We start from the raw sequence: 23,879 nt of genomic DNA, 5'->3' as shown, positions 1-23,879 counted from the left end.
TCCCTATTCAGCGGTCCAACCGCCGTCGACTAACAATGCCGTGCCTGTCACCATCGCCGATGCATCGCTGGCCAGATAAACCACCGCCCCCATGATATCTTCAATCTCGCCGACCCGGCCAAGTTTGATTTTATCTACTATCCACGCCCGGCGCGCCGGGTCTGACAGGGTTTGCTCACCTAGCGGTGTGCGGATGAAGGTGGGGCAAAGCGTGTTGATGCGCACAGATTTCGGGCCCCATTCGATTGCCATTGCCTTCACCATTCCTTCCAGAGCGTGTTTCGACGCGCAGTAGACGCCTCGGTCGATGCCTCCGACATGTCCCATCTGGCTGCCTACATGGATGATCGAGCCGGGACGGCCTGCCGCGATCATCTGCTCAGCGGCTGCCGATGATAGGAAGTAGGCGGCCCGGAGATTGACGTTCATTACAGCATCAAAATCCTCGGGCGTGGTTTCCAAGGCAGGACCGTGGCGTGCCATCCCAGCGGAGTTCACCACAATGTCAAAGGCTCCGAGCGAGGAGAGCGCCGTGCGGGTCGCCTCCACGTCCGCGATATCGAGCCTCTGAGTTTCACAGCTCAAACCCTCTGCCTCCATCGCCGCCTGCAAGTCCTTCAGAGGTGCAGCGCTGCGCGCCGCGCAGACCACATGTGCCCCTGCCCTTGCCAGAGCGGTTGCAGCCCCCAATCCGATACCTGACGTTGCACCAGTTACGATTGCGCGTTTGCCTGAAAGGTCAAAACCGGCGAAGGACGGAAGTTGCATTGTGGTCTCCTCAGACAGTTGCAGGCTATTCCGCCGCTTCGTGGTGGGCCGCGGCTTCACCGTATGGAACGTTTTCACCGCCGTAGCGGCGCACGCGTACATTGCATTGCTCCGCGTGTCCGACAAAGCCCTCCAACATGCACAGGCGCGAACCATAGGCACCTACAAGTGCGGCGGCCTCGTCTGTGGTGACCTTCTGATAGGAGTGGGTCTTGAGGAACTTGCCAACCCAGAGCCCGCCCGTATAGCGCCCCGCCTTATGTGTTGGCAGCGTGTGGTTTGTACCGATCACCTTATCGCCATTGGCTACATTCGTCCGCGGCCCGAGGAACAGCGCCCCATAGCAGGTCATGTTTTCAAGGAACCAATCATCGCGGTCGGTCATCACCTGCACATGCTCCGAGGCGATATCATCGGCGACCTTTAGCATTTCCTCATAGGTATCGCAGACGATCACTTCGCCGTATTCATCCCAACTGATTTTTGCCGTGCCCGCAGTCGGCAGGATCTTTAGCAAGCGATCAATCTCGGCCAGCGTGTCCTCAGCCAATTTACGTGAATTGGTCAGCAACACGGCCGGAGAATTATAGCCGTGCTCGGCTTGGCCCAGCAGATCGGTCGCGCAAAGCTCGGCGTCGGCCGCCGTCTCATCCGCGATGACCATTGTTTCGGTCGGCCCAGCAAAGAGATCGATCCCCACACGCCCGTAAAGCTGGCGCTTGGCCTCAGCGACAAAGGCATTTCCGGGACCAACCAACATATGAACCGGCTCGATTGTTTCGGTCCCAAGCGCCATGGCACCAACGGCCTGAATGCCGCCCATCACATAGATCTCGTCAGCACCACCCAAGTGCATAGCTGCAATAACGGCGGGGTTCGGCTTGCCATTAAAGGGAGGTGTGCAAGCCACAATGCGCGGCACCTCTGCCACCTTAGCTGTCGCAACGGACATATGCGCGCTGGCCACCATCGGGAACTTGCCCCCGGGTACATAGCAGCCGACAGATTGAACGGGGATATTCTTGTGCCCCAGAATGACCCCCGGCAGCGTTTCGACCTCGATATCAGTCATGGAGGCGCGTTGGGCGCGGGCGAAGTTTACCACCTGCTCTTGCGCGAATTTAATGTCTTCCAACTCGCGGTCGCTCAACTGTGCGATCAGGTCGTCGATTTCCTGCTGGCTCAGCCGGAACGACGCGGGGCTGTAATTGTCGAACTTCTCGCTTAGCTCGCGCACAGCAGCATCGCCGCGGGCCTCAATAGATTGGAGTGTTGTTTCGACGACTGCGCGAGTTTTGGCGTCATCGTCAGCGCGGGCAGCATCGGACTTGCCCTTTTTTAGGAAGGTAATGGTCATGAGAGGGTCCTTTGATCAGGCTCTAGCGAGGTTGGCTCATGTCTAAGCCGCACACCACCCGTTGCAATATTTTCTGCAAACATTGAAATTATTTCACACGCTCTTTTAGTCAGAGGGCCTTTGCCGAAACTTCTGCACAAGTGAGGCTCCGCCGAGTTGCATCAGCGTGTGTTCCGAGCCGACTACAAAGAATGACCCTCCAGCGGCGCGATGTCCCTCCAAAGGTTCCGTCGGCGCACAGTAAAGGCCAGTCGCCGCGCCCTTTGCCGAAAGAATATCGCGCGTCATCCCGGCCACTTCGGGCGCAAAGAAATCTGACAACCCGTGAGACACCGCCAAATCCGCCCGCCCGATGAAGAGCGCGTCGACCCCATCAACATCCGCAATTTCTGCGTGATTAATTACGCCGTCGGGGTCTTCGATCTGACAGATCAAGGCAACTTCATCGCGCGCCTTGGTAAGGTGCTCCTTAAGGCTGCGCCCCGCGTAATCCGCCGCCCGCGAAGTGCCCGCAAAACCGCGCCCGCCGGGGCCGTAGCTTACGGCACGCACGAGGTCTCTTGCCTGCGCAGCCGTCTCGACATGGGGTACCATCACACCGGCCGCGCCGCCGTCCAATACGTTGAGCACCCAATCCGGCGTGGCGACGGGCACCCGAACCACAATCGGACAACCCTCGGCCCGGCCCGCCATTGTCATGACATCGACACTGCCCCGATCAAACGGGGCGTGTTCGGCATCTACCACCAGAAAATCGAAACCCGCACGGGCCATAATCTCTATGACGATCGGATGGGGCGTTTTGATAAAGGCGCCCAACATAGGCTCGCGCGCTTCGAGTCGCGCTTTGAATTCAGCATTCGTCATCATTTTATCATTCCCTTTCAGCACTCAGGCCGTTTGCAACTCAACTGCGTCATGTGCGTCTGTCACCCTGCGGGAGAAGACAACTAACACGCCGAACACCACAACTGCGGCCAAGGTGGCGGGCCAAGGCGGCATCAGCGCAAGCCCTATCGGCACGGCCCAAAGCAGGCGCGAAATGCCGCCCCATGGCAGCCGTGCGCCACCCAACAGATGCGCCACGCCGAGAGCAAAGATTCCCCTGACAGCACGGCGCGCAGAATGTCGCCCGACTCGCCGCCGCCTAACATGCCGGGATAGGCGATGAAGAGCATGGGCAGGGCATAGGCCGTGGCTCCAAGGCGCAGCGTCTCGCCTGCCACCTTCATCCAAGGTGCTTGCGCAATTGTCGCTGCGACAAAGACACCGAGGCAGACCGGCGGCGTAATGACCGACAGCGCGGCGTAGTAGAGCACGAACATATGCACAACGAGCGGATCGATCCCTTGCTGGATCAGCGCCGGGGCGAAAACCGCAGCGACCATGACATAGGCGGCTGAGGTTGGCAGGCCCATGCCCGCAATCAAACAGACAATCGCCATAAGCCCCGCGATGAGCCAGATCTCCCCCTGCCCGATTGCCAGCACGGCTGACGTAACTGCCACGCCGAAACCGGTGAGGTTGATCATGGCCACGAACACCTGCGCCCCGACCAGAAGAATACCGACGATGACCACGCCTTTGCCACCCGCTTCCAGTGCGCGAAGGATGATGCCAAACACTGCACGTGGGTCTTCACCGCTGGAAATTCGTGCGACAAGGACAGCCACCAACATGGCGATCATCCCGTAGCAGGCCGTCAATTCGACCGAATTGCCATTGAAGACGCCAAACCCCAACCCCAACAGCGCTGCGGCGATTGGAGCGAGTCGCGCAAAGGTCATGGCTCCGCGCCAGTCTGGCAGGTCTTCGGCAGTCACCGGGCGAAAGCCCTGACGGCGGGCGATGACGTGAACAGTCGAATAGATGCCAAGGTAGAACAGCAGCGCAGGAACGACGCCAGCCAGCGCGATGGACCAGTAATTCACGCCCACAAGCTCTGCCATGACGAATGCGGCAGTACCCATGATCGGGGGCGCCAACTGTCCACCGGTTGAAGCGATAGCCTCTACCGCGCCAGCATAAGCAGGCGGATATTTCAAACGTTTCATCAGCGGGATCGTGAAGTTGCCCGTCGTTGCGACATTGGCCACCGTAGACCCGTTGATCGCGCCAAAGAACCCTGACGCGAATGTTGCGATTTTGGCGGCACCTCCGGGACGGGAGCCGCCCAAACGGGCCGAAAGGTCAAAGAAAGTCTCGCCCGCCCCGGTGTGCAACAGGATCGCACCGAACAGCACAAACGCCGCGAGCGTAGTTGATGCCACATTGACCAGCATCCCCCAAAGGCCACGGTCAGACAGGAAGATGATTTCTGTGAGATAGCCTGCGTCAAAGCCACGGTGCCCAAACTGGCCGGGGATCAGATAGCCGAAGAACGCATAGGTAACGGCGGAGATGACAATTAGGGGAAAGACCCAATTGGAACTGCGGCGTGCCAACTCTAGCACGCAGGCCAGTGTGCCGAACCCCATGACCATGTCCCAACCATTGGCCCAAGGCAGATCGTTCATAATAGTTTCGTAGTTGGCGATGATATAAACGCCTGAAACCGTTACCATGCCTACAATTGCCGCATCGATTACGATACCAAGTGGGCGCAGGCGGCTGCCCTCGAAAAGCGGATGCATCAGCACGGCCAAAGCCGTGATCGTCATCACAAAGATCGCGCGCTGCAGGAGCGATTCAAACGGCCCATTGAAAGAGGTGTAGAACACGAACACCCCCAGAAGCATGGCAAGTGCGGCAATGGCTGTCTGTCGGAAATTGGCGAACATCGGGGGAATGGGCATCACGGCACCTTGGCACAAACGGAAAATGAGGGGCGACACGCGCCGCCCCTGCTGAAAGATGGACTGTTACTTGAGGCGGTCCGGCACGGTCAGGCCGATTTCCTCATAGTAGCGGATTGCCCCCGGGTGCAGCGGGCTGGTCGCGTATTGCAGTGTCAGCTCCGGCAAATTGAGCCCCTTTACCGTCGGGAAGGCCGCGGATTGCTCTTCCATATTCTCCATCACAGCCTTAGTAAGGTCATAGGCCGTTTGGTCGTCCATATTGGGTCGTGCAGAGACACCGATCATGAAGCCCCAGACCTTGTAAGGGCCAGAGTTCTCCATATCGCCGCCCGGCATATCCACGATGGAGAGCTCCGGCAGCGCTTCGCGGATCTTGGCTTCCTGCTCGCCGTCGATGCCAAGCGCCGTCAGGGGCGTAAAGGCCGCGATGTCGGTTGTAAGTGCGTCAAAGGAGGTGCCGACGGCGCTTTTCACGAAGCCTTCGGAACGGTCGTCCTTGATTGCGTTGGCCTGCTCGCTGTTGGTGCCCCGCACCCAATCGGGAGATATTTCCAGCAGGTCAAACACAGCCAGCGCCGTGGCTTCGGTCGAAGACCCCCGCATGCCTGGCCCGAACTTCTTACCGTCGATGTCTGAAAGCTTTTCGATGCCGGAATCGCGGCGAACGACTGCGTTTTGCGGTGCAAGCGAATAGGCCCAGAGCAGTTTGGACTCGATCGGATTGCCATCGAAGCTCTTGATGCCATTGTAGGCGTGATAAAGCGTCGAGGTGGTGATCAGCCCGATATCAAGCTGGTCGCGCGCCATGCGCTTGAGGTTGTCGACCGTCGCACCGGTTTCCACAACCGAAGCCTGATAGGCATCTGGGTATGCGCCGTTCACAATCTTTGCGAGCGAGGCGAAATAGGCGTAATGCGCGCTCTGCGAGTTGGTGGCACCAAAAGCGAGCCGAGTTTCGGCTTGGGCGGGCAGTGCCAGTCCGGTGACGGACAGTGCAGCGGCGGCAGCGAAAGTGCGTAGTTTCATGGGTATCCTCCAAATATCATGAAACGATCCCGAAAGGGACGTTCGAGGTGGAGGTTAGCCACAGTGCATTGCGGCTATGCAATTGCAGTCTGTGTTAATGAAATATTTTCACTACCCACTTTGCCGTTCTTGCAGTTCAGCGGGCAGCACGCGGATGTCACCTGTCTCCAGATAACTACTCGCGTCCATAATGATATCGACTGCCTGATCCAGCATACGGCGCAGCGGTTGGCGCATCGTCGTCAGGCGGTAGGACTCCCACGCCGCCATCGGAATGTCATCAAACCCGATCACCGCGATATCGGCAGGAACGGAAACTCCATTCATCCGTGCGGCGTCAAGCGTGGCGATTGCCATAATGTCATTGGCGCAGAACACCGCGTCAGGCATGGGGCGCAGAGCCAGCAATTCCTGCGCAGCGGCATAGGCCTGCCGGTAACTGAACCCTCCGTCGAATTGCACAGCAATTTCCCGGCCTGCGTCCTCTAACTGGTCGCGAAATCCGCGCATGCGTTCAAGATGTGTCGAGGTATCGCGCCGGCCGCCAATAAAGGCGATGCGTTGCCGCCCCCGTCGAGGAACCGTCGCGCAATGGTGCGCGCACCGCCGTAGTTGTCACAACAGACCGCCATCATAGTGCTATCTGTCTGAACCCGATTCAACAAAACAGCCGGGATCCCGTTTTCTCGACAGGCCCGCGCGAGCTTAGATGTAATTGTAGAACTGGCGAGGATCACACCCCTGGTCCGGAAATCGATAACCTGCCGGATCATAGAATCCACATCCTCAGCCGCAGGCACGACATGCATGATCGCCTTCAATCCACGGTCAGGCAACATGCGGGTCAATTCGTCGATCGCAATCGGGTAAAACGGGTTGCGCATTTCGCTGACGACCATGGAGATCGTGTTGCTGGAATGTTTGGCCAGCACCTGATCCACTTTACTGACATAACCAAGTGCGGTTGCAGCGGCGAAAATCGCCTTGCGTTTTTCCTCAGCAATCGGCGCGCTGCCACGGTAGGCCCGCGACACGGCAGAGACCGAAACGCCCGCACGGGCAGCGACATCCTTGGCAGTGACCTTTTTCATGACTCGGTCTTAACCGACTTTCATCAGCGGTTGAAATTATTTCACGCCATTTGTCGAAGAGATCATCGCTAGACGGCTTTGTACCATTGCTTCAGAGCACCGGTCGTCTCGCCTGGGCATTCCAAGGTCGGCAGATGCCCAGCACCTTCGACGATCCAAAGCGTCGCACGGGGGAGCAACTCTGCCATCAACTCATGTCGCGCAACGGGACACAAAGCGTCGTCACGGCCGCAGAGCACCAATGAAGGGCCGGCGTATGCGCGCAGGGTCTCCTGCTGGTCAGGTCGCTGTTGCAATGCGCGCGACTGCCGCACGAAAACCTCTGCGCCGAGACTGTGCGCCATGTCGCGGCAGAGCCCTTCGATGTCTGGCCGATGCGCTCTGGGTGCAAGGTACCTTGGGATCATTTGCTCGATCATAACCGCGCCAAGCCCGCCCGACATAACACGCTCTATCTGAGGCTCTCGTCCGGCTTTGACCGCTTCCACTTCGGCCAGCGGATTGGTGTCCAGCAGGGCAAGCGCGGCAACCCGCTCTGGTGCCTGCCGCACCACTTCCATTGCAACAATTCCCCCATGCTGAGACCGGCGAGCGCAAAGCGCGCCGGTGCCCATGCGAGGATATCCGCAGCCAGTGCTTCCACCGTGTCATGGGCGAGAATTGAAGCCAGCAATATCGGCACAGTCCCCGACAGCGCGGCAATCTGCGGCCCGAAAAGCCGCGCGTCGCACATCATGCCGGGGATCAGTACGAGCGGCAGTGTCTCAGCCATTGCGCCATGTCTGTCCAGCAGGATCATCAGTTGCGATCACGTGATAAAGCGCCGCTTCGCCGGACATCGAGGGCACCGCGCTGTGCCTGAGATTTTCCGGCACGCTCATCGTGTCACCGGGGGCAAGGGTGGCGCTGCCGCCTTCCCATTCGACGCGCCAGTGCCCTGCTACCGGCATCAAAACCGACGGTTTGTCATGGCTATGCATTTCGGTGCTGGCATTCGCGCGGGTCAGGAAATCGATCTCAAAACCGGGTTTGTCGCGGATGATACCGTTCTCCCCGATCACCTTAACCGGCCCTTCACCAGACAGCGCCACCATATCGAGGTAACGTCGCACGTAGCCGCCCAGCACTTGGGCGGCTGTGGGGCAATCGATCTTTGCAAGTTCGTCCTGCGTCAGCAGCGGCATGGGGTCAACGCCGTCAGGAAGCGTCTCGCCTTTCTTGCTGTCATAAAGCTTGCCGTTTGCGCCAAGGATCAGCCCGTGGTCCTTAGCATCCTCAATAACATGCGGCGCCCAGATCACACCGCCCCCAGCATCGTCGCCGCCGAGGATGGCCATGATCATCCCGTAGTCGGTGCCAATATTTTCGAAACCCCGAAAGATATTGGTGGGGATGTTGAAGATATCGCCCTTTTCAAGAATGACCTCGCCCGCGTCTCCCTTCTCGCCCCAAAAGAACCGCCAGCGGCCTGAGAGAATAAAGAACACCTCTGCTGTGCGGTGGTTGTGCAGCGAGTTGCGACACTTCGGCGGTTGCCCTGCCGCGCCGATATTGAACCCATGCGGTGTCGTGATGTGAACATGCTGGTCCGGGCTTTCCGAGACTCCACCGCCGATGATGGTGAAGTTTTCCTTTTGGTTGCTGCCCGGCGTGTGGGCGTCAATGAAAGCGGTCTTGCAGGGTTGCAGATCGCCGTAACGGACAATGCGGGCTTCCATGTCTGCGGGTGTCATTCTCTTCTCCGATGTATTGCCTCGACTGCCGTTTGGCGCGCGGGCATGAATATTGCGGCTTCCCAAAAACGGTGAATTGTCAGCCGGTTTGCAGGATAATCTGCTTCCACAAGGCGACTTCGTCGTAGAGCGTGTATTCGCGGCGCAAGCCCCAAGGGCCGAACTCAGCGTGGGTCATCCCCATGATATGCACGCGCTTGCCAGTGGGTTGCCCAAAGCTGCCCCAGCCATCATGTGCCCCGTCCAGAGACCAGCGCACGGCCGCACGGGGCGGCATCATCGGATCGTCGCGCCCGATGACGTGGTTTACCTTAAACTCAGCATTCGGAAAGGACGCGCGCAGCCCCAGCCAATGTTGATCGACCCCGCCATGCGACAGCGCCGTGACGCCACCAGGATATTCGCCCGTTACCGCCCGGTCATACTCCTTGGGAATAACACCGAAGTCGGCCGCCATCATGCGCGTCAGAATATCCGCCAGCTTTGCGCCCCACTCGTTGTCATTGCCGCGCCCCGTATAGGGGCCTGCAATGTCATTTTCCGGCAAGTAAGGTTTTACGCAGGCTTCGGCACCCCCTTCGCGGGCGATCAGGTCACGCGCAAAATCCGCAGGCTCCCAGCCCAACTGCCGCACGATGGCACCTTGGTCGCGTACCAGCCATTCATCGGTGATCGCATTTTCGCGGGCATAGCAGTCAGCGATAATGCGGTATTTCAACTTCTTGCCAGTGGGCGCGCCATAGACCCCGGCGTTAGCGTGGGTCGCTGTCGACAACAGCCGGTGTGAGCTGAGGAAGCCATCGTCGTTGCCTTCGCACCAGATTACATCCTCGCCATAAAGCGTGCGATCAGGAAATTCTGCCAAGGTCGCCATGGTCGCGGCGACCACATTGTCATTGCCCACGACGATGGACCCAGGAGAACGCACGGGCATTTCCTTGCCATAGTAGTGATCAAGCGTGGCGATGCCGCGGTCTTCCCAAATCTCTTTGGTGATCCCAATGATATAATCGGGGAAGTCCTTCCACTTCTTATCGAAGCCTTTCATTAGCTTTTTCCTTTCTGATTACGTGTCGAACCGCGCAGGATGAGAGGGCCGTCAATGGCCACCCGGCGCGGCGCGGTGTTCGGTTCCCGAATGCAGGTCATCAAAATATTGACCGTTTCATCCACCATTCGATTTACGGGTTGGCGCACAGTCGTGAGGTTGTAAGCAGGCCAAGCGGCGAGTTGAACGTCATCGTACCCCACGACAGAGACGTCTTCAGGCACGCGCAGCCCCAGCTCAAAACGCAACACATCCATGACCGCAAAGGCCATATGATCGTTGGTTACAAAGACCGCATCAGGGATTTCTGTGGCTGTAAACATCTGGCGCGCGGCCTCGCAGGCGGTCTCGTACTTAAACATGCCCTCGCCCCGCGCAAACAGCGTCTGCGCACCCTTTGCAAGCCCCATGAGCAGCCCGGTTTCCCGGTCCCGCGTGGTCGAAGCGCCGTCCCATCCCGCGATATGGGCAATCCGCTTGTGCCCGGTTTGCAAAAGATGCTCCGCAACCTTCAGTCCCCCCGCCACGTTGTCAGAGCGCACACAAGACAAGCGATCATCGTCTTGCTGGCGGTTAAACATGACGATCGGGATGCCCGCGGCGTCGCAGCGCGCGGTGAGGTTGGAGGACATCGACACCGACGCGGTGATGATCCCGTCGACCTGATAATCCAGCAATTCGTCGATCACCTTGTCAGTGGTTTCAGTGTCGTTTGACGCCATGAAGACCAGCACATGATAGCCTTGGGCCTGAAGCGCATGGGACAGTTTTTCGATAGCTTCGGGATAGAACTGGTTTTCCAGATAAGCCACGACCAACCCGATGATCCGGCTCTTGCCCGTGATGAGGGACCGCGCCAGCACGTTTGGGCGATAGCCAAGCTCTTGCGCCGCTGCGCGCACCTTTTTGGCGGTTTTTTCTGAGACCGACGCGCCAGGCGTGAACACACGGCTGACGGCGGATTGGCTAACGCCTGCCCGTTCTGCCACCTGCAAAGATGTTATCCTGTCAGCCATATGTGGTCCTGTCCTTCTTGCCTTATTTTCCGCCCCCGGTGCTAGAGGCGGCCGTTCTCAAATCAGTTTTCCGGAAGGCGAATTGGCCCTAGGTTGCGCGCCTTATTGAACTCATGCAGCCGCGCAAAAACATCCACGCCCAGTTGTCGATAGGCGTCGAGCAGATCGACCAGCACCCAGTTTTCACGGATCTTTCCCGCCTCGATCCGCCAAAAGTCCAGCGACCGCATGGAGATTTTTTCCCCGAAGGGGCGATACCCATCCACCCGTCGTCTGACACGGATTGGATCATGTTCGGCCAGCCCGTCACGGCTGCATAGTTGGCTTCGCCGAAGAGGTGGTAGTCGGTCCCGTCCACATGCTGACCGCGGTCCGGCATCGCCCGCAAGAACGGAATCTGATGCCAGTTGCGAAAGCCATCCACGCCGCGCCCGGTGCCGATCCCCGCAGGGCCGTACCAGTTCATTTTCGGATGCCAGAATCTCTCCATCTGCATAACCTCAGGTCCGCCTTTTGCGGGATGCCTTGTGAGGTGATCGAGCATGTCGGCAATGTGCTGAGTGCTGGCCGCAGCCTGTTGCGCATCACGGGGGCTTCGATCAGCCCATTTTGCGTTGCAGGGCCGGGCACGCAGAACTCGCGGCCCAAGGAGGGCGCCATGGGCCAAGCTCCCGCCTGCATCATTACCTCTGGAATATCCCAAATTGCCTGAGATTCGACGACCTTGCCTCTCTCAAATCGGTAGAACTCGTGAAAGCGCATATGAGTGAGATGGCCAGTTGGCGGAATGTCGAGCCAAGGCGAGAGGAAGGTACCGAAGTAGTGCCCCCGCATCCAACCCATTCGGCCCCCTCAGGGGTTTGACCAGCCATAACGATCCAATCGCGCCGCTCCAGATCCGGCCATGCAGCCTGCAACGGGGCAAGGGCCGCATCGCAATATCCATCAGCCCCCGTCAGATCGCCGAAGGGATGACAGTGGTGAAACACCGCATCGGGCGCAACGATATCTGTCAGCGCCTGCTTGGCTGCTGCGACATCGCCCTGATGCAGCGCCGCCCGCATTGGGGCGAGCGCGCGTTTGTTGGCAGCGTGCCTATCCACGAGCTGTCTCCGGGCGCGGCGCGACGCGGGTGCCGTTGTCAAAGGCCTCCCAGCCTTCCCCGTCAAAAACATCATGTCCGAGCTGCGCTAGAACATCCGGGAAATCCACCATCACCCAATTGTCAGTGATGCGCCCCTCTTCCACCTTCCAGAAATCCATGTAGCGGATCGTCACGCGCTTGCCCGTCGGTTCGATCCCCATAAATTTGCCCGAATGGGTCGCCTCCTGGCGGCCAAAGGCCGCCGCCCATTCGCCCATGAAAAGCCGCGCTTCATCCACGCAGGTCTTGTCGGAAAAGGCCGCCTGAAAGGGCCGCTGCCAGTTTTCCTGAAAGGCTTGCAGCCCCACTTTGGTGCCGCATCCGCGATTGCCCATCCAGCGAAAACTCTCGGCAAAGAACTGGCCGATGTCGTCAATGCGGTGGTCATTTAATCCGTCCACCATGCCTTCGATCACGGCACGGGTTTCGCCTGTCTTACTCAGGTCGGTGTCGCGCGTCAGCACGGCTTGTTCTGGTCTCGAACCCTTCATCGGGTCATCCTTTCATCTTGTCTTAACATGCAGTTAGCGGGGGCAAACGCATATCGTGATGAAATCGCGGGGCAGTCGGTTGAGCGCCGGGTGGCGCATCATTCCGTGGGTGCGAGAATTGCAGGACATCAGCCTTTCACCGCGCCTGCTGTCAGACCGCTGACGATCTGGCGTTGGAACACCATCACCAGCAAAAATAGAGGCGCGGTGATCGACACGGCTGCTGCGACAGCTTCTACCTGATCGGTCGTCGTGGTCTCGCGGTTGAAGTAGCCCGCAATGGCCGGGACCATCGTTTGGTTCTGAGCATCGAGCAGCAGCGAGGTCACGAGGAAGTCGTTGTATCCCAGCAAAAAACTGAACAGCCCCGTGGTAATAACGCCCGGCCACATGACCGGCATAATCACCCGGCGAAACGCTTGGAAATGCGAGCATCCATCGACGCGGGCGGCTTCATCCAACTCGGACGGAATGTTCTGGAAAAAACTGCGCAGCATCCAGATGGTGAAGGGTTGGTTGATTGCCACCAGCACAGCGATCACGGCATAGGGCTGCCCGTAAAGGGTGGGTGCCGCATCGCCAAAGATCGGGCGCAGGATTTCCGATGAGTTGATAAACACCGGCAAGTAGCCCGCGACCAGCACCGAATGCGGCAGGGCCCGAAAGATCAACGCCACGATCAGAAGCCAGAAGGCAAGGTTGGAACCAGAGCGCGCCAATCCATAGCCCGCCAATGTGCCGACGGTCAGAGAGATGGTCACGACACCGGCGGTGACGATGATTGAGTTGATGAAATTGCGGTAGAACTGGTTCTCGACCCAGACCGATTTGTAATGCTGTGTCGTAAGGCCGAGCACAGGCTCACCCAAAGGTCCCGAAATGGCATTCAACCCGCTAAGGAGCCAAGGCAGCAGCCCGAAGAACAGCACGATAAAGGCGACTGCAAAGCCGAGCACGGCGATCACCCAGCCCATCACCACGGTCCCCGGACGGGTGAACCGGGTTACCATCTGCGGCAACTCCCGGAAGGCGAAACGGTAAGCGAACCAGAGTACCACAGCACCTAGACTGAGATCGATCAGGCTCAATCCCTCCCCGGCGGCGCGGGTAGCGGGGCCAAAGATCACGTCTAGCGGCTGCGCGGAGAAGGCATCGACCGGGCTTTTGAAACTCATCACCAAGATCCAAAAGATCGGAAAGGCTGCGATGAGGCACCAGAAGATCAGAAAGCTTGCAGAGCTGACACGCAGCGCGAGGGATTGTTGCATTGCCTTGGGGGTGGACATCTCAGTGGCTCCCTTTGTGGTCGCGCCAAGTGCGCTTGAGCGGCAGGATCAGCAGGGCAATGATCCCCACCATGGTCAGCATCGCCGAGGCCGAGGCCCGCGAGATCGAGCGGTTGCCCGAGTCGTCAGGGGTCAGGAAATCGTAGGTCAGCCATTGCAGTGAAATGACGTGGCTCTGGCTGGAGAAAGCGATGATCTCTTCAAAGACACGGTAGCAGTCCATCAGGTGGATCAGCGCGACAAAGACGATAAGCGGCATCAGATGCGGCACGATAACATAGCGCAGACGTTCCCAGCGGTTGGCACCGTCGATAATGGCGCTTTCCAGCGTGTCCTGATTGACGGTCTGCAGCCCGGCATAGAAGATCACAAAGGCAAATGGCGCTACGTGCCAGACCCTGTAGAACATCATCATCAGCTCAATGGTCCAGGCTTGGGCAAACATCGAGATATTGGTGCCAGTCCACCATTCCAGCGCGGCTGTCAGGATACCATCTCCGATAAAAAGCCAGCGGATCGACAGCCCGCCGATCACCGGCGTGATGATAAACGGCAGCAATGAGATGAAGATCACGGGCCCGCGGATTTTGCGCACAGCATTGTTGACCGCCAAAGCAATCACCAGACCGACACCGAGCACCAGCGGCAGGGTGATTAAGGTGAAGGTCAGCGTGAAGCGCAGCGCTTTCCAGAAGTCGATGGTCATCAATTCAGACCAGCTGCCCCGGGAAAGCGCGTCCTTGACCCGGCCCAGTTCCAGCACATTGCGGTAGCTTTCGAGCCCGGTAAAATGACTTTCTGTCGCGACCTTGCCGTCCTCGCCGATCACCGGGGTGGTCTTAACCTCTTTGACGCAGACCGGGTTCGGAAAACCCGGCGTGCAGGTCTCCACCTCGGCGCGCTCAAACACCGGCTGGGTGACGTAAAAGCTCTGCGCAAAGACGCTGACCAGCGGCAGGGCAATGAACAAAAACATCATGAACAAAGACGGTCCGACAAACGCTGCAAAGGTTCTGAATTTCATTTGTCCGGCTTTCAGTCAGAGGGTGGCAAGAAGATCGGATCGGGCTTGGCGGGACATCGTAGGGGCGATGTCCGGCAAAACGCGACGCGGAAGAGATGGAAGCGTCGGACGGCGCAGAACTGCACCGCCCGGGCATCGGGCTGGGTTAGTTTGTGATCAATCCAGCTTCACGGGCGGATACGAGATAGTCTTTCTCAATCTCGGCCAATGTGGTCTCGGCGTCGGTCGCGCCGGTTAGGTAATCCGACACGTTGTTGCCGACGGCCGTGTGCATCAGCCCCATGGCAGAGGTCGATGGGTAGGATTTCGGCGCGGGCGAGGTGTTCAGCGTGTCGATTGCACCTTTGGCAAGGCGGTCAGGCTCATATCCCGGCACCAACCAGATGGCCGCACCATTGTTTGCTTTGACCATCTCTGGCGACAGACCCGCGACAATCAACTTGAAGGCTGCTTCGGCTTCTTCGTCGGAGATATTCTTGGCGATGACCATACCGTCCCACCAGATTGTTGTCGCAGGCGCGCCGCCCTCCATCGCCGTGGGGGCTGCGGCGGTATCTACCAGACCAACGACTTGGCTCTCCCCTCGTCTTCAGCGGCCCCTGCCCGGCTGGCCCAAAGATTCGCCATAGCGATTTTGCCCTGCTGGAACTGCTGCTGAACATAAGTCGAGTCAGAAACAAGATATTCGGGATCAAGGTAAGCGGTGATCGCTTTGAGTGTTTCCAGCGTTTTTACACCCGCTTCGTTGTTGATGGTCGGCAGGTTCTCGGCATCAACAAACTCGCCGCCGTAGCCGTAGAACATGTTGTTGAAATCCTGCGCGAGGTTCCAGCCGGACATCATCGTCGCGCCTAGCGGATAGTCCACCACGCCGGCTTCTTCGATTTTCTCAGCAGCAGCCAACACTTCGTCATAAGTCGTTGGCACTTCGATGCCGAGGTCTTCGAGCACGTCGCGGCGGTACACAAGGTGCTGTGTGTTGACCATCATGGCAATCGCCATGATCTTGCCGTCAACGCGGATCAACTGGTTGGGGGTCAGGTCTTGCCCGTATTTCTCGACCAGATCATCGAGCGGGCGGATCGTACCTTCGTTGAGCAAGGGCGTGACTGTGCCATTCGACACCCCACCAATGTGGTAAAGCGACGGAGAGGCCGCGAAGGCTGCGGGCTGTTTGGTGCGGAACTCTTGATCAAGCTCGGCTTCGAAATTGCCGCATTCAGACATCTGGTCCGTTACGGCCTTCCAAGCCTCAAAACCAGCAGACAACATGCTGATTTTGGTGTCGTTTTCAAAACTACATTCGGCTGTGGCAGCCGTGGCGGCGATGGTCAGCGCGCCGGCGGTGACTATTGATTTCAGATACATTGGTTTTCTCCCGTTGATGAAATGCACCTTTGCGGCGCTTGTCTTGTTCTTGGGCTATGGCCGGTTCAGGCGCCCGCCAGTTTCATGGTCAAACAAATGGCAAATCGCGGCAGGGACGTTAAAGGCCACCGGGTCGCCGATCTGGGCCCGCAATTCCTTGTGTGCCTTGATCGAAACCAATTGACCTCCGGCCCGCACCGTCAGCATTGTGGCGTCCCCAAGCAATTCTATCGTGTAGAGCGGTGCCGCGATTTCCCCAGCAGGCGTCTCGGACACGGTCGCATCCTCGGCCCGAAAACCTAGTATCACCGGCCCGTTCGGCGCGTTCAGCCCTGAAACGGTAACGTTCTTGCCGGTAAAGGTGCCGTTCAGGATTTCCCCATCGAGTAGGTTCATTGCTGGCGAGCCGATAAAGCTCGCGACAAAGGTATTGGCCGGGTTGTCGTATATCTCGGTCGGCGTGCCGACCTGCTGCACCACCCCAGCCTTCATCACCACCACACGGTCGGCCAAAGTCATGGCTTCGATCTGGTCGTGGGTCACATAGACCGTCGTGACTTGCAGCTCGTGGCTAAGATTTTTGATCTGAGCACGCGTCGACACGCGAAGTTTGGCGTCGAGGTTCGACAGGGGCTCATCCATCAAAAACACCGAGGGCTTGCGCACGATTGCCCGTGCCAGAGCAACCCGCTGACGCTGACCGCCTGACAATTCGGCGGGTTTGCGGTGAAGGAAGTCAGTCAGCTCGACCATCTCCGCCGCTTTGCGCACCCGCTCGTCATGTGTTGCCGGATCCGCTTTGCGCACCTTGAGCGGAAAGCGGATGTTCTCATAGACGTTGAGGTGCGGGTAAAGCCCGTAGGACTGGAACACCATCGCCACATCGCGGTCTTTCGGGTCCAGATCGTTGACCATGCGGTCTCCGATATGGATCTCTCCTTCCGTCGCCTCTTCGAGCCCTGCGATCATGCGCATGGTGGTGGTCTTGCCGCAGCCGGATGGCCCGAGAAGCACGAGAAACTCGCGATCCGCGATGGTCAGGTCAAAGTTGTCGACCCCGACAAAACTGCCCCATCGCTTTGAGATATTCTTCAGTTGGATCTCTGCCACGGTCCCTCCTCGGATGCCGCTGTGCGACAAATCTTGCATTGGTATGCAGTAGGGTAGACTTGCCGCATTTCGTTTGGCAACATATTTTTGCAAACGTATGCAAGAATTTCAGTGCGCAGTTTCGCGCCTCTGTGAGTGAGTAGAAGAAATGTCATATATTACAGGGGCAAAGGGCATTGTCCGCGCCTTCCACACCGCATTAGACAGCGCGCCGCTCGATGGAATCACCCAAGCCCTGAGCGACCACTGCAGCAGCAACTATCGCTGGCGCGGTTATCACCCGTTCAACGAACTCACCGGCCCAGCACAGGTCGCTGACACTTTTTGGCGCCCCTTGCGGCGGTCACTTACGCATATGCAAAGGCGCGAAGACATCTTTTTTGCGGGGGTGAATAGCCTTGCCGAGGACAGCTCTGTTTGGGTGGTCTCAATGGGGCATCTGATGGGGCTCTTCGATGAGCCCTGGCTTGAAATCGTGCCAACTCGGAAGATTACCAGCCTAAGATACTGCGAATTTTCGCGCGTAGATCAGGGCCAAATTATCGAAAGTGCTATGTATTTCGACATTCCCCATTTGATGATTCAAGCGGGGCTTGCGCCCTTCCCCGGTCAAACCGGTGCGCATCTTGTCCAACCAGGGCCACAGCCACATAACGGCTTGTTGCTCGACCCACAGAACCCGAATGAAGGCCGGCGAACATTGGACCTTATTAACAGAATGATCAGCGATCTGGGTCAGTGGAACTCAGGCCTCTCATTGCGGGATGAACTGGCGCAAACTTGGGCAGAAGATATGCTTTGGTGGGGCCCAGCGGGGATCGGCGCGACGTACACGATAGACCGTTATATGGAGCAGCACTCTGCGCCGTTCCGGGCAGGCTTTGCGGAACGGTCCAAAACGCAACACGTCTGCCGACTTGCCGAAGGCCACTTTGGCGGTTTCTTTGGGTGGCCCAACTTTACCGCCCGCCCCACGGGCGGGTTCATGGGGTATCCCGGCGGCAGTGAAGCAGGCGAGTTTCGCGTGATAGACATCTATCGTCGCGACCACGACAAACTCGCCGAGAATTGGGTCTTCATAGATCTGCCGCATTTCTGGAAAAGCCAAGGGTACGATATTCTTGGGTCGGCTTTGGGTATGGCACCATCGCGGCAGTAGAACAGTTGCAGTGAAAGGCTGCTCCCGTCCGCATCGCGCTAGCTAGTCACACTGAAGCAGGTGATGTTTCACCGCCATAACTTAGACGCGCAGCAATCGGACCAGCGTGGAGATCGCGAGAGGGCCTCACCTTACGTGCTCCATGGTCTACGCAAACTCGCTATTGTCGAGCTTGCCGAAGCCGGAGCGTGCGATGCTGAGATTCAGGCGGTCACAAGTCAAAGCGCTGAGATGGTCGCATACTATCGGAAGGGCGCCAGCAGGAAATAGCTAAGTCGCGCGGCCCAAGAGTGACGTGGATGACCAACTCCGGAACAGCCGAGTGTGAGTCACGCCATCGGAACCTAAAAACACACACCATAAAAAAACAAAACACCTCATTTTCCATAAGAAAATCAGGTGTTTGTATATTGGTACCCAAGGCCGGACTCGAACCGGCACGCCTCGCGGCGGGGGATTTTGAATTCTCACGAAACTACTATTTCTCAACGCATTGGCGGCGATGACTCCCACAGAAACCGTATGAGAAATAGGGTGGTGTGGGAGTCGAAATTGCCCATCGCACGCGCTGTCCGATTTCCTTTTTAGAGGGTGATCTACAGTTTCAGACCGCGGCGTTCCAAGAACTGCGATTCTGGACTAAAGTTACGAACGGTCTAACACGTCCCGAACTGCGCTGGACGTGCATGATGCCGCTGCCTTCCTGACCAGTCCAGCTCTCATAACTGAGACATGACCGCCGTCTCAGCTGCCAGACGAGCCTCGATCACCTGCAACATATGTTGCACCCGACGAAGGCGGTCGCAACATCGCTGAATGCGTTCACCCCTCTCCGTAAGGATGCGTATGGCGACGACTTCTCCTACATCGCCCTCCTCCGGGTCAATCGACCCGCAAAAGATGTTCCGATGACCCACTGTCTCGCAATCGGTTTCACGCTCCAGCAGCGAAATGATAGGGGTCAATGCCGAGCCGGCTTGGCGGAGATCAATATCCCCGCCCACACTTGCTGCCCAGCCTGCCAATCTGAGCCGATCGTGGGCGCTTGCCGCAAGGTCCGCAGAGGTTATCCGTTCCCCAGCTGTTTTGAGCTCGAAGAGAGCTTTCGCGCAAAGCCTCTCGAGGGGCATTTCCAGAAAGTGTTTATGCATGACCATTTTCTCCAGTCTTCGCGCAGCACCATGCTACGCTTCAAGCTCCCCGGCACGGATCGCCGGGGATTAGGTCATGCGCGCCTTGTCAGCATATTGCCGATATCGCTTGGTCCCCGATCGGGGCCAATTCTCTGCAGTAGAATTTCGAGCTGGACGGCCATCTGGTTGATGGCCTCCAGATCATGATCGTTCAGGCACTCAGGCCGACGCTCGTCTGCCTTCGCCAAGGTCAGCAGCTCCTGGAAGCGCTTGAACTCAGACCGCATAGGGCGCGTCAGCCTTTGCGCCTGCGCAACATCACAAAACAACTGAAGGCAATTTCGATGGGCGCGCGGTCCGCCCGCTGCCGCGACCGCGCCAAGCAGCGAATGCCCATTCTGTTGATTGTCACCGAGAACTGACCCGGCATTTTCACCGAGACTTGACCCACCCAGTTGTTATGTTCTTTGCGTTATGATGGCGTCAATGCCGCTTTTTCCTTTCGTTTCTGTTTGGCTGTCGCGGAGCTGGCCTTGAACCGGTAGCTGTCATTGCCGGTCTCGAGAATGTGGCAACGATGTGTGAGGCGGTCGAGGAGCGCGGTGGTCATCTTTGCATCACCGAACACGCTGGCCCATTCGCTAAAGCTCAGGTTGGTTGTGATGACGACGCTGGTGCGCTCGTAGAGTTTGCTTAGAAGGTGGAACAGCAACGCGCCACCCGAAGCGCTGAACGGCAGATATCCCAGCTCATCCAGGATCACCAAATCAGCTTTCACCAGCACCTCAGCGATCTTTCCTGCCTTGCCTTGGGCCTTTTCTTGCTCCAACGCATTGACCAACTCGACCGTGGAGAAGAAGCGCACACGCTTGCGATGATGCTCGATTGCTTGAATGCCGAGGGCGGTAGCGACATGCGATTTTCCCGTTCCAGGGCCTCCGATCAGCACTACATTCTCAGCCGCGTCCATGAACTCGCATCGGTGAAGTTGGCGGACCAAAGCTTCACGGACTTCGCTGGCGCCAAAGTCGAAGCCAGAGATGTCTTTGTATGCCGGAAAGCGTGCTGCCTTCATGTGGTAGGCAATGGAACGCACCTCACGTTCAGCAATCTCGGCTTTAAGCAGCTGCGACAACATGGGGATCGCTGCATCGAAAGCAGGCGATCCCTGCTCATGCAGGTCCTGCACGGCCTGAGCCATGCCTGGCATCTTCAGGCTACGCATCATGATGACGATGGCAGCACCGGCGGGATCATGACGCATGACGTGTTCCTCCCGTGGTGCGTAGCCCGTCATATCGTGCGACATTGGCCTCGGGCTCCTTATTCAAAGAAAGGGCCGCAGGCGGGGTCACATCGGGCTGGTCTATCGGTGCGCCATCCACCAGCCTGTGAAGTAGGTTCAAGACATGGGTTTTTGTTGGTACGCCCGCCTCCAGCGCCATTTCTACTGCGCAAAGCACGGCCTGTTCGTCATGGTGGAGGACCAAGGATAGGACGTCGATCATCTCGCGGTCACCACCTGGCCTACGCAACATATGATCCTGCAGCTTCCGGAACCCTTCTGGCATCTCAACGAAGGGCGCCCCGTTGCGCAGCGCGCCGGGTTTGCGTTGAACCACCGCCAGATAATGGTGCCAGTCATAAATAACGCGCCCTGGCTGACGGTGTGAGCGTTCAATAATGCGCTCATGCGTGCAGACCACATGGCCTTCGGCGACGATGACCAGCCGTTCAGGATAGATGCGGAGACTGACAGGGCGGTTCGCAAAGCTGGCAGGCACTGAGTAGCGATTACGGTCGAATGCTATCAGACAAGTGGGGGATACCCGCTTGCTCTGCTCGACAAAGCCGTCAAACATTGTGGGCAGTGGCATCAGCGCGGCCTTCTCGGCGTCCCAGATATCCGCAATATTGCCAGGCAATCTGCCATGCGGTGTCTCGGCCCAGAGAAGCTTGCAGCGCTCCTCCAGCCATTCATTCAGCGCATTGAGGTCCGGAAAGGCGGGCATGAGTTGCCAAAGCCGATGGCGGGCGTCGCGCACATTCTTCTCAACCTGACCTTTCTCCCACCCTGCCGCAGGATTGCAGAACTCAGGGTCAAAGACATAATGGCTGGTCATCGCAAGGAACCGTGCGTTTACATCGCGCTTCTTGCCGACACCAATCCGGTCAACGGCTGTCTTCATGTTGTCATAGACGCCACGCCCCGGAACACCCTCAAACACCCGAAAGCCATGCCAGTGGGCATCAAACAGCATCTCATGCGTTTGCAGTAGATAGGCCCGCACCAGAAATGCGCGGCTGTGCGACAGCTTGATATGAGCGACCTGAAGCTTGAGGCGCTCGCCGCCGACATAGGCCCAGTCCTCGCTCCAATCGAATTGGAACGCCTCGCCCGGCTGAAAGACCAAGGGCACGAAAACACCCCGGTCAGTCGTATGTTGAGCACGCTGGCGTTCGCCCTTCCAGTTCCGCACGAAGGCCGCGACACGCTCATATGAACCATCAAAGCCGAGCTGAACCAGATCTGCATGCATCTGTTTGGCCGTTCGCCGTTCCTTGCGTGATTTACGCTGCTCAGACAGCAACCAGCCTGTCAGCTTCTCAGCATAAGGGTCTAACTTGCTCGGTCGGTCCAAAATTTGGAACTCGGGCTCAACTATCCCTGTCCGCAGATACTTCTTGATCGTGTTGCGAGACACCCCTGTCCGGCGCGCAATCTCGCGGATGGGCATCTTGTCTCGCAGAGCCCATTTCCGAATAATCCTCAGAAATCCCATGTCTAACACTCCAATAGCTCCCAGCTGATTCAAGCAGGGGCAAGGTTACACATGGGTCAATTCTCAATGACAATTTCTGCAGTTGCCGGGTCAGTTCTCGGTGACAATCAACAGGTGCCCGAACAGCACTTACGCGTGATGTGGGAGTCAACCGTGGGAGTCACACGACAAATGAAAAGCCGCCAATCTCACGACCGGCGGCTTCTGTCAGCAAATACAAAGACTTGCGATTGGTACCCAAGGCCGGACTCGAACCGGCACGCCTCGCGGCGGGGGATTTTGAATCCCCTGCGTCTACCATTCCGCCACTTGGGCACGTGGGGCGATGTAGCCTGCAAAAGCGCGTGGGGCAAGTGGATTTTCACCCTGTTTCTGCACAGCGTTGCGCTTGACCTTGGTCGCGCGACATGGTGAGGCATATAAAACAGCCGGAGCCCCCGAATGATCCGCCGCCTTTATGACTGGACCCTGGGCTTGGCCCAACATCGCCATGCCCTCTGGGCGCTAGCCGTAGTGGCTTTTGTCGAGAGTTCCTTCTTTCCCATCCCCCTGATATCTTGATGATTCCGATGATCATTGCGCGGCCCAATCGCGCGTGGTTGATCGCAGGCGTGGCGCTGCTGGCGTCGGTCCTGGGCGGGCTGTTGGGCTATGCCATTGGCGGGCTGGCCTTTGAGAGCCTTGGACAGCCGATCCTTGCGAGTCTGGGCAAGTCCGACGCGATGGCAGAATTTTCCACCCGTTTCAACGACATGGGCTTTTGGGCGGTGCTGGTCGCCGGGGTCACCCCTTCCCGTACAAAGTCATCACGATCATGTCGGGCTGGACCGGGATGCCGCTGGGCACTTTTATCATGACCTCGATCCTTGCCCGTGGGCTGCGGTTCTTCGTGGTGGCGGGGCTGCTGTGGCGCTTTGGCGCACCGATCCGAGATTTCATTGAACGGCGCTTGGGTTTGATGTTCACATTGGCCGTCGCCCTGCTGATTGGCGGCTTCATGGTGGTAAAGGTTCTATGACAGGTAAGACTTTGACTTCGCTGGCAACACTCGGCTCAGCCGCGCTGTTGCTGGGTGCTTTTGGTTTCCAGCATCTGGGCGGCTACGCGCCTTGCCAGATGTGCCTTTGGCAGCGGTGGCCCCATGCGGCGGCAGTGCTGATTGGGGCGATCGTGCTCTTTGGCGGTCCGCGCGTGCTGGCGTGGCTAGGGGCCTTGGCGGCGGCGGTGACGGCGCTGATCGGCGTTTATCACGCAGGCGTCGAATGGGGCTGGTGGCCGGGGCCGAGCTCCTGCACCGGCGGTGGCATGGACTTGGGCAGCCTTGACGGCGGGTCGCTTCTCTCCACCGAAGGCCCGAGCGGTCTAGTCATGTGCGATGAGATCGTCTGGCAATTTCTGGGCCTGTCGATGGCGGGATGGAACGCGATTTTCTCCTTCGTCTTGGTCGGTCTTTGGGTCGCGGCGGCGCGCAAAGCGGCCTAGCCAGCAAAAAACTGACAAACTGGAAGCTCTTTCTTTCAGTTTGTTAAAAACGCCCCGAAACG

At 58.2% G+C, this 23,879-nt stretch carries 24 protein-coding genes, 1 tRNA gene and 2 pseudogenes; 4 read left to right on the top strand and 23 right to left on the bottom strand.

From position 1 onward, the window contains the following. Positions 1 to 3: 3 nt before the first annotated feature. The 19 genes and pseudogenes from ACFQAU_RS14490 to ACFQAU_RS14400 form a co-directional block, all read right to left on the bottom strand. Positions 4 to 768, bottom strand: a complete 765-nt coding sequence (locus ACFQAU_RS14490) for an SDR family NAD(P)-dependent oxidoreductase (protein ID WP_132443258.1) — start codon at positions 766 to 768, stop codon at positions 4 to 6. A 25-nt stretch (positions 769 to 793) separates the two neighbouring features. Beyond that, positions 794 to 2,125, bottom strand: coding sequence for a histidinol dehydrogenase (hisD, locus tag ACFQAU_RS14485; protein ID WP_132443257.1), 1,332 nt, complete (start codon positions 2,123 to 2,125; stop codon positions 794 to 796). Between the two features lie 105 nt (positions 2,126 to 2,230). Continuing rightward, positions 2,231 to 2,995, bottom strand: a complete 765-nt coding sequence (locus tag ACFQAU_RS14480; protein WP_120351251.1) for an HpcH/HpaI aldolase family protein — start codon at positions 2,993 to 2,995, stop codon at positions 2,231 to 2,233. A gap of 143 nt (positions 2,996 to 3,138) precedes the next feature. Then, positions 3,139 to 4,920: a TRAP transporter permease gene (locus ACFQAU_RS14475; RefSeq protein WP_386283074.1), complete on the bottom strand. Its 1,782-nt coding sequence runs from the start codon at positions 4,918 to 4,920 to the stop codon at positions 3,139 to 3,141. A 66-nt stretch (positions 4,921 to 4,986) separates the two neighbouring features. Further along, the gene (locus ACFQAU_RS14470; RefSeq protein ID WP_132443255.1) at positions 4,987 to 5,949 is read right to left on the bottom strand and encodes a TAXI family TRAP transporter solute-binding subunit; all 963 of its coding nucleotides are present in this window, start codon (positions 5,947 to 5,949) and stop codon (positions 4,987 to 4,989) included. A gap of 111 nt (positions 5,950 to 6,060) precedes the next feature. Next, positions 6,061 to 6,498, bottom strand: a complete 438-nt coding sequence (locus ACFQAU_RS14465) for a substrate-binding domain-containing protein (protein WP_386283953.1) — start codon at positions 6,496 to 6,498, stop codon at positions 6,061 to 6,063. Beyond that, complete coding sequence (locus ACFQAU_RS14460; RefSeq protein WP_386283070.1) at positions 6,435 to 7,040, bottom strand: LacI family DNA-binding transcriptional regulator; 606 nt, start codon at positions 7,038 to 7,040, stop codon at positions 6,435 to 6,437. Before ACFQAU_RS14460 ends, ACFQAU_RS14465 begins: the two co-directional genes overlap by 64 nt. Positions 7,041 to 7,108: 68 nt before the next feature. Next, a pseudogene (locus ACFQAU_RS14455) lies at positions 7,109 to 7,812 on the bottom strand (alpha/beta fold hydrolase). Next, positions 7,805 to 8,773 (bottom strand): cupin domain-containing protein, encoded by a 969-nt coding sequence (locus ACFQAU_RS14450; protein ID WP_132443254.1) that lies wholly within the window; start codon positions 8,771 to 8,773, stop codon positions 7,805 to 7,807. The pseudogene ACFQAU_RS14455 and the gene ACFQAU_RS14450 overlap by 8 nt, the downstream one beginning before the upstream one ends. 79 nt (positions 8,774 to 8,852) lie before the next feature. Beyond that, the gene (locus ACFQAU_RS14445; RefSeq protein WP_120351256.1) at positions 8,853 to 9,821 is read right to left on the bottom strand and encodes a nuclear transport factor 2 family protein; all 969 of its coding nucleotides are present in this window, start codon (positions 9,819 to 9,821) and stop codon (positions 8,853 to 8,855) included. Then, positions 9,821 to 10,837, bottom strand: coding sequence for a LacI family DNA-binding transcriptional regulator (locus tag ACFQAU_RS14440; RefSeq protein ID WP_120351257.1), 1,017 nt, complete (start codon positions 10,835 to 10,837; stop codon positions 9,821 to 9,823). Before ACFQAU_RS14440 ends, ACFQAU_RS14445 begins: the two co-directional genes overlap by 1 nt. Positions 10,838 to 10,899: 62 nt before the next feature. Further along, a complete protein-coding gene (locus tag ACFQAU_RS14435; protein ID WP_386283064.1) occupies positions 10,900 to 11,103 on the bottom strand; it encodes an ester cyclase in 204 nt (67 codons plus the stop codon). A gap of 196 nt (positions 11,104 to 11,299) precedes the next feature. Then, a complete protein-coding gene (locus ACFQAU_RS14430; RefSeq protein WP_386283950.1) occupies positions 11,300 to 11,671 on the bottom strand; it encodes an ester cyclase in 372 nt (123 codons plus the stop codon). Between the two features lie 261 nt (positions 11,672 to 11,932). Continuing rightward, positions 11,933 to 12,472 carry an ester cyclase gene (locus tag ACFQAU_RS14425; protein ID WP_132443253.1) on the bottom strand — a complete coding sequence of 180 codons (540 nt, stop codon included), beginning with the start codon at positions 12,470 to 12,472 and terminating at the stop codon, positions 11,933 to 11,935. Between the two features lie 128 nt (positions 12,473 to 12,600). Next, a complete protein-coding gene (locus ACFQAU_RS14420; RefSeq protein WP_120351260.1) occupies positions 12,601 to 13,758 on the bottom strand; it encodes a carbohydrate ABC transporter permease in 1,158 nt (385 codons plus the stop codon). Position 13,759: 1 nt separating this feature from the next. Continuing rightward, positions 13,760 to 14,782: a carbohydrate ABC transporter permease gene (locus ACFQAU_RS14415; protein WP_132443252.1), complete on the bottom strand. Its 1,023-nt coding sequence runs from the start codon at positions 14,780 to 14,782 to the stop codon at positions 13,760 to 13,762. 145 nt (positions 14,783 to 14,927) lie between these two features. Next, positions 14,928 to 15,314: a hypothetical protein gene (locus ACFQAU_RS14410; protein ID WP_386283056.1), complete on the bottom strand. Its 387-nt coding sequence runs from the start codon at positions 15,312 to 15,314 to the stop codon at positions 14,928 to 14,930. 23 nt (positions 15,315 to 15,337) lie between these two features. Continuing rightward, positions 15,338 to 16,150 carry an ABC transporter substrate-binding protein gene (locus tag ACFQAU_RS14405; protein WP_386283053.1) on the bottom strand — a complete coding sequence of 271 codons (813 nt, stop codon included), beginning with the start codon at positions 16,148 to 16,150 and terminating at the stop codon, positions 15,338 to 15,340. A gap of 54 nt (positions 16,151 to 16,204) precedes the next feature. Next, positions 16,205 to 17,260 carry an ABC transporter ATP-binding protein gene (locus ACFQAU_RS14400; RefSeq protein ID WP_132443251.1) on the bottom strand — a complete coding sequence of 352 codons (1,056 nt, stop codon included), beginning with the start codon at positions 17,258 to 17,260 and terminating at the stop codon, positions 16,205 to 16,207. Positions 17,261 to 17,408: 148 nt separating this feature from the next. Here ACFQAU_RS14400 and ACFQAU_RS14395 point away from each other — a divergent pair, with 148 nt between their 5' ends. Next, positions 17,409 to 18,419, top strand: a complete 1,011-nt coding sequence (locus tag ACFQAU_RS14395) for a nuclear transport factor 2 family protein (RefSeq protein WP_132443250.1) — start codon at positions 17,409 to 17,411, stop codon at positions 18,417 to 18,419. A 719-nt stretch (positions 18,420 to 19,138) separates the two neighbouring features. On the opposite strand, the gene ACFQAU_RS14390 is transcribed toward ACFQAU_RS14395, so the two are convergent. Continuing rightward, on the bottom strand, positions 19,139 to 19,570 hold the full coding sequence (locus ACFQAU_RS14390; protein WP_132443249.1) for a hypothetical protein: 432 nt from the start codon (positions 19,568 to 19,570) through the stop codon (positions 19,139 to 19,141). 185 nt (positions 19,571 to 19,755) lie between these two features. On the opposite strand from ACFQAU_RS14390, the gene ACFQAU_RS14385 reads away from it, so the two are divergent. After that, on the top strand, positions 19,756 to 19,974 hold the full coding sequence (locus ACFQAU_RS14385; RefSeq protein ID WP_132443248.1) for a hypothetical protein: 219 nt from the start codon (positions 19,756 to 19,758) through the stop codon (positions 19,972 to 19,974). A gap of 50 nt (positions 19,975 to 20,024) precedes the next feature. Here the strand turns inward: ACFQAU_RS14385 and istB are convergent, their stop codons facing one another. From istB to ACFQAU_RS14370, 3 genes are all read right to left on the bottom strand, one after another. Further along, positions 20,025 to 20,816, bottom strand: coding sequence for an IS21-like element helper ATPase IstB (istB, locus tag ACFQAU_RS14380; RefSeq protein ID WP_386283944.1), 792 nt, complete (start codon positions 20,814 to 20,816; stop codon positions 20,025 to 20,027). Beyond that, positions 20,806 to 22,335 (bottom strand): IS21 family transposase, encoded by a 1,530-nt coding sequence (gene istA, locus ACFQAU_RS14375; protein WP_132447149.1) that lies wholly within the window; start codon positions 22,333 to 22,335, stop codon positions 20,806 to 20,808. The genes istB and istA overlap by 11 nt, the downstream gene beginning before the upstream one ends. A 231-nt stretch (positions 22,336 to 22,566) precedes the next feature. Beyond that, positions 22,567 to 22,650, bottom strand: a tRNA-Leu gene (locus tag ACFQAU_RS14370). A gap of 126 nt (positions 22,651 to 22,776) precedes the next feature. On the opposite strand from ACFQAU_RS14370, the pseudogene ACFQAU_RS14365 reads away from it, so the two are divergent. Then, positions 22,777 to 23,353: pseudogene (locus tag ACFQAU_RS14365) on the top strand (YqaA family protein). Continuing rightward, positions 23,350 to 23,817 (top strand): disulfide bond formation protein B, encoded by a 468-nt coding sequence (locus ACFQAU_RS14360; protein WP_132444561.1) that lies wholly within the window; start codon positions 23,350 to 23,352, stop codon positions 23,815 to 23,817. The pseudogene ACFQAU_RS14365 and the gene ACFQAU_RS14360 overlap by 4 nt, the downstream one beginning before the upstream one ends. Positions 23,818 to 23,879 lie beyond the last annotated feature (62 nt).

Origin of the sequence: Sulfitobacter profundi, assembly GCF_042661425.1 — a bacterium.
GTDB classification, from domain to species: Bacteria; Pseudomonadota; Alphaproteobacteria; order Rhodobacterales; family Rhodobacteraceae; genus Sulfitobacter; species Sulfitobacter profundi.
This window is presented reverse-complemented; position numbering and strand designations above follow the sequence as displayed.